This is a genomic window from Nonomuraea sp. NPDC049637 (assembly GCF_040675235.1).
In the GTDB taxonomy this organism is placed as follows: domain Bacteria; phylum Actinomycetota; class Actinomycetes; order Streptosporangiales; family Streptosporangiaceae; genus Nonomuraea.
Map to the genome: position 1 here is coordinate 141,629 of NZ_JBFAOM010000001.1, position 10,303 is coordinate 151,931.

Genomic DNA, 10,303 nt, shown 5'->3' on the forward strand with positions numbered 1-10,303 from the left:
CGTTCACCACCCTAGTGCTGGATCTCCCTGCCCGCCGAGTGCCCGCGCTCGGCAGCCAGCCGCATCAGCCTGCGGTGGGCCTCGGCGCCCGCCCGTCCGGCCGCGTCGTGGGACGTCGTGCGCAGCTCGCCGTCCTCGACCACGGTCCGGCCGCCGACCAGGACGCGGGCCACCGGCGGCGGGGGCCCGAACACCAGCGCGCACACCGGGTCGGCCACGGCGGCGGTGAAGGGCCCGCCGGTCCGCCACAGGACGACGTCGGCCAGCTTGCCCGGCTCCAGCGAGCCGAGCTCGGCCTCACGGCCCAGGTTGCGCGCCCCGCCCAGGGTGGCCAGCTCCAGCGCCTGGCGGGCCGACAGCGCGCGGGGGCCGTACCGGGCCCGCTGGAACAGCAGGGCCTGCCGCATCTCCCCGGCCAGCGAGGTCAACTCGGAGGAGGCGCTGCCGTCCACGCCGAGGCCGACGTTCACCCCCATGCGCAGCATCTCCGACACACGGGCGATCCCGCTGCCCAGGCGGCCGTTGGAGGAGGGGCAGTGGGCCGCGCCCGTGCCGGTGCGGGCGAGCTTGGCGATGTCGGCGTCGCTGAGGTGCACGGCGTGCGCGAGCCACACGTCGGGCCCCAGCCAGCCGAGCTTGTCCAGGTAGTCGACCGGGCGCAGGCCGAACCGCTCGGCGCAGTGCTCGTCCTCGTCGAGCGTCTCGGCCAGATGGGTGTGCAGGCGGACGCCCTTGGCCCTGGCCAGGGCCGCCGACTCCGTCATCAGCTCGGCGCTGGCCGAGAAAGGCGAGCACGGCGCGACCGCGACCCGCACCATCGAGGACGGCGACGGGTCGTGGTGGGCGTCCACCGCCTCGGCCGTCGCGGCCAGCACGTCGTCGAGCTGCTCGACCACCTCGTCCGGCGGCAGCCCGCCCTGCGAGCGGCCCAGGTCCATCGAGCCGCGCGCCGGGTGGAAGCGCAGGCCGATCTCCCGCGCCGCCTCGACCTCGGCCGCGAGCAGGTCGCCGCGGCCCTTGGGGAAGACGTAGTGGTGGTCGCTGGAGGTGGTGCAGCCGGACAGCGCCAGCCAGCCGAGCCCGGCCGTGGCCGCGCCCCTGACAACCTCGGCGTCCATGGCGGCCCAGACGTCGTAGAGCGCCACCAGCCACTCGAACAGGGTGGCGTCCTGGGCCAGCCCCTGGGAGGCCCACTGGTAGAGGTGGTGGTGGGTGTTGACCAGGCCGGGGGTGGCCAGGCAGCCGGAGCCGTCCACGCGCCGGGCGCCGGGGGTGGCGGGCGCGGGGCCGGGGCCGAGCGCGGCGATCCGGTCGCCCTCGACGACGAGGTGGCCCGAGGGGATCTCGGGGCCGGCGACGGGCGCGATGTGCACGTTCTCGATCAGCAGGGTCATCGGGACGCCTTCCGCGCGGCGGCCAGCCGGACCGCGTCGAGGATCTTCTCGTAGCCGGTGCAGCGGCACAGGTTGCCCGCCAGCGCCTCTCGGATCTCCGCGTCGGACGGCCGGGGCACGCGTTCGAGCAGGTCATGGGCCTGTACGACGAGCCCGGGGGTGCAGAACCCGCACTGCACGGCCCCGCACTCGACGAACGCCTCCTGCACCGGGTCGAGCCGGTCGCCGGCGGCCAGCCCCTCGACCGTGCGCACCTGCCGTCCCTCGGCCTGCCCGGCGGCGACCAGGCACGAGCAGACCGGCAGCCCGTCGAGACGGACCGTGCACGAGCCGCATTCGCCCTGCTCGCAGGCGTTCTTGGAGCCGGGGAGCCCGATCCGCTCGCGCAGCACGTACAGCAGGCTCTCCCCCTCCCAGACGTCGTCCACGCTGTGGGCGCGGCCGTTGACGGTGACGTTCAGGCGCATCAGGCGGCCCTCCTCGCGAGGTGGTCGGTCCAGGCCCAGGTGAGCGTGCGCCGGGCCATCACGCCGAGCGCGTGCACCCGGTAGGCGGCGGTGCCGCGCACGTCGTCGATCGGCGCGGCGGCCCGCGCGCACAGCTCGCCGAAGCGGGCCAGCAGCGCGGGGTCGAGCGGGGCGTGCCAGTCCAGCTCCCTGGCCAGCAGGTCCTCCGCCTCCAGGGCGCGGCGCGGCGTGGGCGCGGCCGAGCCGATCCCGGTGCCGACCCGCCGCTGGCCGGGGTGCAGCGCGACCGCGAACGAGCACACCGCGATCACCATGGCGTTGCGCGTGCCGACCTTGGAGAAGTACTGGGGCCCCTGGGCGGGTTCGACGCGCACGGCCCTGATCAGCTCGTCCGGCTCCAGGGCGTTGCGCTTGACCCCGAGGTAGAACTCGGCCGCGGGAATCAGCCGGGTGCCGCGCTCGCGCGACTCGGCCTCGACGACCGCGCCCGCCGCCAGCAGCGGCGGATGGCTGTCGCCCGCGGGCGAGGCCGCGCCGAGGTTGCCGGCGACCGTGCCGCGGTTGCGGATCTGCGGCGAGCCGACCGTGCGCGCGGCCTGCGCGAGCCCCGGCAGCACGCCGCCCAGCTCGTCCACGACCGTGGCGTACGTGACCCCCGCCCCGATCCGGCAGATGCCGTCGGTCATGTGCCATTCGCGCAGCTCGGCCACCTGGTTGAGGTCGAGCAGCGCCTCCGGCCTGCGCACGTCGAAGTTGATCTCGACCATCACGTCGGTGCCGCCCTGGACGGGCAGCGCTCCGGGCCGGTCCGCCTTGGCGGCCAGCGCCTCAGCCCACGTGGTGGGCCGCACAAAGTCCATCGTGCTCACTCCCAGGCGAATCCCGCGTCGGGTGCGTCCTCACGCAGCACACTGCCCTCGATCAGCCCGTAGGGACGGTCGGCGGCGTAGAAGACCTCGTTCTCGTTGTCCAGGCCGAACGGCGACAGGTCGACCAGGAAGTGGTGCTTGTTGGGCAGCGTGAGCCGGACCTCGCAGACCTGCGGGCAGGTCGTCAGCACCCGCTCGCCCATCGCGTAGAGGGTCTGCTGCAACGACAGGCTGTGCGTCTGCGCGAAGGCGTCCAGCAGGCAGGCGCGCACCTGCGCGTACGGCGGGCGCCCGCCCGTCCCGATGTGCCGCCAGCGGGCGGTGACCGCGGTGGCCAGGACGCGGTCGGTCGTCGGCTGGAGGGTGGTGTACTCGTCCACGAGGTAGCCGTGGAACTCCGAGCCGGTCGAGTTCAGCACGACCAGGTCCGTCAGGCCGGACACGACGGTGGTGCGGCCGTCCCTGTCGTGGTGGACGACGCAGGTGCGCACCTCGCCGCCGTCGCGCACGAAGGAGTGCCGCGACGGGCCGGGGATGCGGTTCCAGGCGTACTCCTCGATCTCCACCCGGGCGTGGTGGATGGACGGGTGCGCGCGGACGTAGTGGCGGGCCAGTAAGAGGGCGAAGTCCTCGATCTCGCCGACGCCGTGCTTCCTGGCGAAGGCGTAGGCGGTGTTCTTCTGCGTGTCGGTGGGCAGGACGGCGGCGTTGCTGCCGTTCCTGTGCACCTCCTCCATGTCGCCCGACAGCGAGGTGCTGACGTTGATGTCCTTGAGGTGGTGGACGGCCCCGTCTCTGACCACGTGGACCAGCCTGGTCTCCGCCTTGCCGTAACGGTTGGGGCCGAGCTTGACGGTCATCTAGCTCCCTCGGTAGGTGGAGTAGGCGTACGGGCTGAGCAGCAGCGGCACGTGGTGGTGGGCTCCGGGGTCGGTGACGGTGAAGGCGATGACGACCTCGGGGTAGAAGGTGTCGGCCAGGTAGGCGCCGGTGTCGAAGACGACGCGGTGCACGCCCTCCCCGGTGTCCCAGCCCTTGATCCGGCCGTCGTCGTCGGTGCTGCCCCGGGCCAGCACGCGGCCCTCCTGCTCCAGCCGGACGCGCACCCCGGCGGCCGGGCGGCCCGAGACCGCGTCCAGGACGTGCGTCGAGAAGCTCATCTCCCCTCCCCTTCCATGAGCCTCCCCAGCCGGAGCCGGGTGATCTTGACCAGTTCGTCGCGGACGACCCCGCGCTCGGTCTCCTCGTCGTTGTCCAGCCGGGCGCGTAGCCGGGCCAGCAGCTCGGCCCCGCTCAGGCCGGCGGCGCAGACCAGGTAGACGTACCCGAACCGCTCCTCGTACGCGCGGTTGCCCGCGGCCAGCGCGGCCCGGAGTTCCCCGGCCCCCGGCGCGTCCGCGTGCGCGCCCGCCTGCTCCTGGCGCGACCAGCGCGACTCCCGGCCGTCCCCGGACGGGCGTTCCCCGATGCGCGGGTGGGCCGCCAGCGCCTCCAGCACGTCGGGCCACTCCAGCTCGCGCACCGCCGCCTCGGCGGCCTCGGCGAGCCGTTCCGGGGCGGCGTAGGGCCTGCGGGCGGCCACCGCCGCCGCGAACGCGCGGGAGGCGCAGCAGGCCAGCAGCTCCGCCTCCGCCTCCGCGCGCGGCCGCCGGTTGAAGGCGGCCAGGGAGTTGCACATGTCAGCAGTACACACACGGGCCCGGTTCCCGGTCCATCCGTGAGAACTCCCAAGTACGCAACGGGATGGCCAGGACTTTTCGTGTCATGCTCCAACCCGGCCCCGGCCGGGACGCCCCTGAGCTGCGCCTACACTGGGAGCCATCATGACCTTGACATCCCTGATCGGCGGGCACGTGTCCGTCACCGGCGGCCTGGCGACCGGCGGCCTGAAGTACATGGCCGAGATCGGCGCCGAGATGGTCCAGGTGTTCGTCACCAACCCGCGCGGCTGGGCGCTCAACGACGGCAAGCCCGCCGAGGACGCCAAGCTCGCCGAGTCCGGCGTCACCGCCTTCATCCACGTCCCGTACCTGGTGAACTTCGGCTCGCCCAACCCCGAGACGCTGGCCAACTCCATCGCCGTCGTCCGCCACGGGCTGCGGCGCGGGGTGGAGACCGGCGCCAAGGGCGTCGTCGTCCACACCGGTTCGGCCGTCACGCAGTCCCGCGACGACGCGCTGCGGCAGATCCGCGAGACCCTGCTGCCGCTGCTCGACGAGATCCCCGAGGGCGGCCCCGACCTGCTGCTGGAGCCCATGGCGGGCCAGGGCGCGATGCTCTGCGCGACCGTCCAGGACCTGGAGCCCTATCTCGCCGCGCTCGACTGGCACCCGCGGGCCTGCGTCTGCCTCGACACCTGCCACGCCTTCGCCGCCGGCCACGACCTGGCCGCCGAGGGCGGGGTGCGGGAGACGTTCGACGCCCTGCACGCCATCGCGCCCGGCCGGCTCAAGCTCATCCACGCCAACGACAGCAAGGACGTGTGCGGGGCCAAGAAGGACCGGCACGAGAACATCGGCGCGGGCCACATCGGCGCGCAGCCGTTCGCCGAGATCATGCGGCATCCGGCGGTGGCGGGCGTGCCGATCTGCATCGAGACGCCCGGCAAGGCCGACAAGCACCGTGAGGACATCGAGCTGCTGAAGAAGCTCCGCGACGAGGGCTGACCCGGGGCGATCCCCGGCAACGGGGATGAAAGCCCCTCCTGGTCATCAATCGTGATAGGGGCGCCTGCTCGCACGATCCGGCCGCCCCCGAAGGCCGGATCGCGGGGCCGGGGTCCGTGGCCTCCGCAGGCGCCCCTTCACCTGATCGGCAGGCGGGCCCTACCCCCCGGTCAAAGGCCCGACAGCCGTGGTGACCTGGCTGGTCACCGGTGAAGCCGACGCATCAGGCCCTTGCTTGGGCCTTGCGGCCCGTCCCCCCCGATGCGCCGGGTGGCTTCGATGCCGAAACACTACGGTCGCGATCTTGTGGGCGAAACCCTGTTTACGGTCAGCTCGCTGAACGGTCTGTAGTCATCGACATACGGAGGGTGGCCGGGCGGCGAGCGGTCACCGGCGAGCGACGAACGGCAGATTCATGGGTCCTCCCAGCGGCCGGCGGGCACCTGGAGGGCATCGCGGGAACCGCCGCCAAGGGCCCGCCCCCGACGTGACCTGGGAAATCTTTTACCATCGCGCCGGCAGACGACCCGGCGGCCGGGGGCCCGGCGCCCGCCGGACACGCCCAGCTTCACGCCCACCCATCGGCACCAGCCCGCGGGGACGCGCGGGCCGGCGGTCAGGAGAAGACGCCGCGATGCTGGCGGACGAGCTGTTCGCGCACCTGACGGCTGTGCCGCCGGCTGACCTGCAGTGTCTCGGTGCCGACGGTGAGCGTGACCCGGCCGCCCTCGAAACGCAGTTCGCTGACGTGCCGGGCCGAGACCAGGGTGCTGCGGTGAACGCGGATGAACCCCGCCTCCGACCAGCGGCGTTCGAGCGCGGCCAGCGACATGCGGACGAGGTAGCTGCCGTCGCCGGTGTGCAGCCGCACGTAGTCGCCCTTGGCCTCGGCGAACCAGATGGCCTGCTGCGGCACGAACCTGGTGCGCCCGCCCAGCTCGACCGGGATCACGTCGTCCTGGCTCGGCTCGGCGAGCGGCGCGGAGGCCGCCTCCAGCCGCCTGACCGCCTCCGCCAGGCGCTCGGCCCGGACCGGTTTGAGCAGGTAGTCGACGGCCTCCAGCTCGAACGCCTGCACCGCGCACTCCTCGTGCGCCGTGACGAACACCAGCTTGGGCGGGCTCGGGAAGCCGCCGACCAGCCGGGCGAGGTCGAGGCCGTCGAGGCCCGGCATCCGGATGTCGAGGAAGATCGCGTCGAGCCGCTCGCCGCCGCCGATCATCTGCACCATGTCCTGCAGCGCGGTGACGCCGTCGGCCGCGGTGGCGACGTGTTCGATTCTCGTGTCCTGGCGCAGCAGGTAGGCGAGCTCCTCAAGAGCGGGCACCTCGTCGTCGACTGCCAGGACCCTCAGCATGGCCTCCACGCTGCCGTATCAAAGCAAAGGTCACAAGCGACACGCCAGCCCTGCGTAAGGAATTGACTACACTGAGGTGAATTGCGTCTTCGGGACGCGCAGCCGTACCCGGGTGCCGGCGCCGAGGGCGGTCTCCACCACGAGGCCGTAGCCGTCGCCGTAGATCTGGCGCATGCGCAGGTCCACGTTGGCCAGGCCGATGCCGCCGCCCTCGCGGGCCGGATCGCCGTCGAGCATGCGCCTGGCGCACTCGGGGTCCATGCCGGTGCCGTCGTCCTCGACGGTGATGTGGGCCTCGGGGCCGGCGTCGCGGACCACGACCCGCACCTCGCCGCCGCCGCGCCGGCCGCGCATGCCGTGCTTGATGGCGTTCTCCACCAGCGGTTGCAGGCACAGGAACGGCACCGGCACCGGCAGCACCTCGGGCGCGACCTGCAGGCTGAAGCGCAGCTTGTCGCCGAAGCGGGCGCGCTCCAGCAGCAGGTACCGGTCGACGCAGGTCAGCTCGTCGGCCAGGGTGGTGAAGTCGTGGGCCCGGCGCAGGGCGTAACGGGAGAAGTCGGCGAAGTCGAGCAACAGCTCGCGGGCGCGCTTGGGGTTCGTCCGGACGAACGAGGCGATCGTGGTCAGCGCGTTGTAGACGAAGTGCGGCGAGATCTGGGCGCGCAGCGCGCGCATCTCGGCCTCCAGCGCCCGCCGCCGGGAGGCGTCGAGGTCGGCCAGCTCCAGCTGCCCCGACACCCAGCGGCCCAGCTCGGTCACGGCGCGCACGAGCGCCGCGCTGACCTCCTCGTCGAAGGCCGCCAGCGTGCCCACGACCGTGTCGTCCACCGTCAGCGGCACGACCACGGCCCCGTGCGGCCGCCCGGCGAACACCTGCGCCCGCCCGGCGGCCAGCGTGGTGCGGGCGTAGGTGAGCACGTCGTCGGTGCACGGGCCGTTCCAGGCCAGCGCGGCGTCGGTGGAGGTGATCGCGACGGCCCGGGTGCCGAGCAGCGCGTGCAGGTGGCGTACGGCCTTGCGCGCCGAGTCGCGGTCGAGCCCGCCGCGCAGGGCGGGTGCGGCCAGCCCCGCGACGTGCAGCGCGGTGAAGGTGGCCTCGTGTTTGCCGCCTTCGGGGAGCGCGGGGCGGCGCGTCCTGGCGCAGGCGTAGCCGAGGAGGAAGAGCAGGAGGGAGAGCGCCACGCATGCGGTGGTCTGCATGCGCAAAACCGTAGCCAATAACCGGTCGTGTTCGGGTGGAAACCCGCAGCGAAGTCTACGGGGGGCCCTCGCCGGGTTCCTCCTGGTAGGAGTAGCGCTGTTCGCGCCAGGGATCGGCCAGGTTGTGGTATCCGCGCTCCTCCCAGAAGCCGCGCCGGTCCTCCAGGAGGTATTCGACGGCGCGCACCCACTTGACGCTCTTCCACGCGTACAGGTGGGGGACCACGATGCGCACGGGGAAACCGCGGTCGGGGCTGAGCGGCTTCTCGTCCAGTTCGGTGGCGAACAGGGTGTCGGGGGCGGCGAAGTCGGACATGCGAAGGTTGGCGCTGTAGCCGTACTCGGCCCAGATCATGACGTGGCGCACGCCGGGGTCGGGCGGCGCGAGCTCCATGATCGTGGCCGGGGTGACGCCCCGCCACTCGTTGGCCATGAGGGAGAACTTGGTGACGCAGTGGAAGTCGGCGACGCGCGTGGCCCGGGGCAGCAGCTCGAAGTCCGCCCACGTCAGGCAGTGCTCCTCGCCGGAGGCCGTGGCGCCGAACACGCGGAAGTCCCAGCTGTCCGGCTTGAACGCGGGCACCCTGCCGTAGTGGATCACGGGGCGGCCGCGCGGGACGTACTGGCCTGGAGGCAGGCGCGACTCCTCCACGATCACTCCCCTCACCGATCTCGCGTCTTGGGCCATCCTGCCATCGCCGCGCCCGCGCCCCGCGTCCGGGGCTGCGGCCGGGCCTTTCGTACTCAGGAGTAACTTGAGTACGAAAGCCCATGCGACGGCCTGGCCTGCGAGATCACCATGAACTCATGAGCAAGCCCATCCGTCCCACGCAGACCGCCGCGTTCTACGTCCAGGCGGTCCTGTCGTTCGCCGTCTCCGTGTCGTCCGTGGTGATCGCTCTGATCTACCTGCCGGCCTCCGGCTGGATCAGGGCGTTCCTCGCGCTCGGCCTGCTGTACGTGGTCACCTCCACGGTCAACCTGTGCAAGGTCGTCCGCGACCGGCAGGAGCTGGCCGAGGTCACCAACCGCGTGGACCAGGCCAGGCTGGACAAGCTGCTGGCCGAGCACGACCCGTTCAAGGTCGACGCGGCCTGAGCTACAGCGTGTACTCCTGGATCGAGTCGGCGAGCTGCACGCACAGCTCCTCGGCGTCGAGCCGCTTCTCGATCTGCTTGAGGTCGTCGATCTTGGCCCGCGTCTCGGCGCGCTTGGGAGCCAGCAGGGAGCAGCAGTCCTCGTCGGGCAGCTCCGAGATCTCCAGCGTGCCGATGCGCCGGGCCTCGGCCATGATCTCGGTCTTGTCCCAGCCCACGAGCGGGCGCAGGATCGGCAGGTCGACCGCGTTGTCCTGGGCGGTGATGTTGGCCAGCGTCTGGGAGGAGACCTGGCCGAGCGCGTCGCCGGTGATCAGCGCGCCGGCGCGGATGCGGTGGGCGACCTCCTCGGCCGTCTTCAGCATGAGCCGCCGCTGGGCGATCACGGCCAGGCGGTCCTGGCCCGAGTTGCGGATCGACTGCTGCGCCTTGCCGAACGGCACCACCCACAGCCGCGACCTGCCCTGGAACCGGTCGAGCTTCCTGACCAGCGCGTACGCCTTGTAGATCGACTCGGAGGTGGTGAACGGGATGCCGGAGAAGTGCAGGAAGTCGACGTGCAGGCCGCGCTTCATCATCCGGTAGGCCGCCACCGGCGAGTCGATGCCGCCCGACATGAGCACCAGCGCCCGGCCGCTGCTGCCGACCGGCAGGCCGCCCTGGCCGGGGATGCCGTCGGTGAAGACGAACACCTCGTCCCGGTCGACCTCGATGAAGACGGTCAGCTCGGGGTTCTTCAGGTCGACGGGCAGGTGGTACTCGTCGTTGATCGCGCCGCCGACCAGCCGGTCGAGCTCGTTGGAGCGCAGCGGGAAACGCTTGTCGCGGCGGCGCGAGCGCACCGCGAAGCGGGCCCCGCGGGCGACCTCCTCGCGGTCGCGGATCAGCTCCAGGCCGGCCTTGAGCACGGTGTCGGGGTCCTTGGCCACCCGCCAGGCGCGGTGGATCCACACCAGGCCGGGCACGTCGGCGACCCGCCGGGCCACCGCGTCGGCCTGCTCGACGTCCGATCCCTCGGGCAGGAAGATCGCGACGACGCCGTGACGCCGGCGCACGTCGGTCTTGAGGCCGAGATCCTGCAGCGCGAAGCGGATGTTGTCGATCAGGCGACGCTCGAACAGCTCACGGTTCTTGCCCTTGAGAACGATCTCGCCCAGCTTGAGCAGAACGCATGGCTCGCCCAGGGCGGACATCGTCATGGTGGAACCTCCGGGGAAGACGGGGAAAGCGCGGCCGCTAGGAAGGCAACG

The 10,303-nt window shown here is 72.3% G+C and carries 12 protein-coding genes; 2 read left to right on the top strand and 10 right to left on the bottom strand.

Annotation, left to right across the window (positions count from 1 at the left end; translation table 11 throughout):
- Positions 1-11: 11 nt before the first annotated feature.
- From AB0J71_RS00630 to uraD, 6 genes are read right to left on the bottom strand one after another with little or no spacing between them, the layout of a single operon-like run.
- Positions 12-1,394, bottom strand: coding sequence for an 8-oxoguanine deaminase (locus AB0J71_RS00630; protein ID WP_352326773.1), 1,383 nt, complete (start codon positions 1,392-1,394; stop codon positions 12-14).
- A complete protein-coding gene (locus AB0J71_RS00635) occupies positions 1,391-1,861 on the bottom strand; it encodes a (2Fe-2S)-binding protein (RefSeq protein WP_352326774.1) in 471 nt (156 codons plus the stop codon). Before AB0J71_RS00635 ends, AB0J71_RS00630 begins: the two co-directional genes overlap by 4 nt.
- On the bottom strand, positions 1,861-2,721 hold the full coding sequence (locus tag AB0J71_RS00640) for a xanthine dehydrogenase family protein subunit M (RefSeq protein ID WP_364411759.1): 861 nt from the start codon (positions 2,719-2,721) through the stop codon (positions 1,861-1,863). The genes AB0J71_RS00635 and AB0J71_RS00640 overlap by 1 nt, the downstream gene beginning before the upstream one ends.
- 5 nt (positions 2,722-2,726) lie before the next feature.
- Positions 2,727-3,590 carry a factor-independent urate hydroxylase gene (gene pucL, locus AB0J71_RS00645; protein ID WP_352326776.1) on the bottom strand — a complete coding sequence of 288 codons (864 nt, stop codon included), beginning with the start codon at positions 3,588-3,590 and terminating at the stop codon, positions 2,727-2,729.
- A complete protein-coding gene (gene uraH / locus AB0J71_RS00650) occupies positions 3,591-3,890 on the bottom strand; it encodes a hydroxyisourate hydrolase (protein WP_364411762.1) in 300 nt (99 codons plus the stop codon).
- Positions 3,887-4,408, bottom strand: coding sequence for a 2-oxo-4-hydroxy-4-carboxy-5-ureidoimidazoline decarboxylase (uraD, locus tag AB0J71_RS00655; RefSeq protein ID WP_352326778.1), 522 nt, complete (start codon positions 4,406-4,408; stop codon positions 3,887-3,889). The genes uraH and uraD overlap by 4 nt, the downstream gene beginning before the upstream one ends.
- A gap of 145 nt (positions 4,409-4,553) precedes the next feature.
- On the opposite strand from uraD, the gene AB0J71_RS00660 reads away from it, so the two are divergent.
- Entirely contained in the window at positions 4,554-5,396 is an 843-nt protein-coding gene (locus AB0J71_RS00660) for a deoxyribonuclease IV (RefSeq protein WP_352326779.1), read from the top strand.
- Positions 5,397-6,012: 616 nt separating this feature from the next.
- Here the strand turns inward: AB0J71_RS00660 and AB0J71_RS00665 are convergent.
- From AB0J71_RS00665 to AB0J71_RS00675, 3 genes are all read right to left on the bottom strand, one after another.
- Positions 6,013-6,753 (bottom strand): LytTR family DNA-binding domain-containing protein, encoded by a 741-nt coding sequence (locus tag AB0J71_RS00665; RefSeq protein WP_352353225.1) that lies wholly within the window; start codon positions 6,751-6,753, stop codon positions 6,013-6,015.
- A gap of 66 nt (positions 6,754-6,819) precedes the next feature.
- Positions 6,820-7,956, bottom strand: a complete 1,137-nt coding sequence (locus AB0J71_RS00670) for a histidine kinase (RefSeq protein ID WP_364411765.1) — start codon at positions 7,954-7,956, stop codon at positions 6,820-6,822.
- A gap of 55 nt (positions 7,957-8,011) precedes the next feature.
- On the bottom strand, positions 8,012-8,608 hold the full coding sequence (locus AB0J71_RS00675) for a molybdopterin-dependent oxidoreductase (protein WP_352330710.1): 597 nt from the start codon (positions 8,606-8,608) through the stop codon (positions 8,012-8,014).
- Between the two features lie 155 nt (positions 8,609-8,763).
- On the opposite strand from AB0J71_RS00675, the gene AB0J71_RS00680 reads away from it, so the two are divergent.
- Complete coding sequence (locus tag AB0J71_RS00680; protein ID WP_352330712.1) at positions 8,764-9,054, top strand: YiaA/YiaB family inner membrane protein; 291 nt, start codon at positions 8,764-8,766, stop codon at positions 9,052-9,054.
- Position 9,055: 1 nt separating this feature from the next.
- On the opposite strand, the gene thiI is transcribed toward AB0J71_RS00680, so the two are convergent.
- Positions 9,056-10,252 carry a tRNA uracil 4-sulfurtransferase ThiI gene (thiI, locus tag AB0J71_RS00685; protein WP_352330713.1) on the bottom strand — a complete coding sequence of 399 codons (1,197 nt, stop codon included), beginning with the start codon at positions 10,250-10,252 and terminating at the stop codon, positions 9,056-9,058.
- Positions 10,253-10,303 lie beyond the last annotated feature (51 nt).

Bases quoted from the DNA above. Each gene is read 5' to 3' on its own strand.
- uraH (WP_364411762.1), bottom strand. From the start codon at position 3,890: ATGAGCTTCTCGACGCACGTCCTGGACGCGGTCTCGGGCCGCCCGGCC.
- AB0J71_RS00630 (WP_352326773.1), bottom strand. From the start codon at position 1,394: ATGACCCTGCTGATCGAGAACGTGCACATCGCGCCCGTCGCCGGCCCC.
- AB0J71_RS00680 (WP_352330712.1), top strand. From the start codon at position 8,764: ATGAGCAAGCCCATCCGTCCCACGCAGACCGCCGCGTTCTACGTCCAG.
- AB0J71_RS00670 (WP_364411765.1), bottom strand. From the start codon at position 7,956: ATGCAGACCACCGCATGCGTGGCGCTCTCCCTCCTGCTCTTCCTCCTC.
- uraD (WP_352326778.1), bottom strand. From the start codon at position 4,408: ATGTGCAACTCCCTGGCCGCCTTCAACCGGCGGCCGCGCGCGGAGGCG.
- AB0J71_RS00665 (WP_352353225.1), bottom strand. From the start codon at position 6,753: ATGCTGAGGGTCCTGGCAGTCGACGACGAGGTGCCCGCTCTTGAGGAG.
- AB0J71_RS00660 (WP_352326779.1), top strand. From the start codon at position 4,554: ATGACCTTGACATCCCTGATCGGCGGGCACGTGTCCGTCACCGGCGGC.
- pucL (WP_352326776.1), bottom strand. From the start codon at position 3,590: ATGACCGTCAAGCTCGGCCCCAACCGTTACGGCAAGGCGGAGACCAGG.
- AB0J71_RS00640 (WP_364411759.1), bottom strand. From the start codon at position 2,721: ATGGACTTTGTGCGGCCCACCACGTGGGCTGAGGCGCTGGCCGCCAAG.
- thiI (WP_352330713.1), bottom strand. From the start codon at position 10,252: ATGACGATGTCCGCCCTGGGCGAGCCATGCGTTCTGCTCAAGCTGGGC.
- AB0J71_RS00635 (WP_352326774.1), bottom strand. From the start codon at position 1,861: ATGCGCCTGAACGTCACCGTCAACGGCCGCGCCCACAGCGTGGACGAC.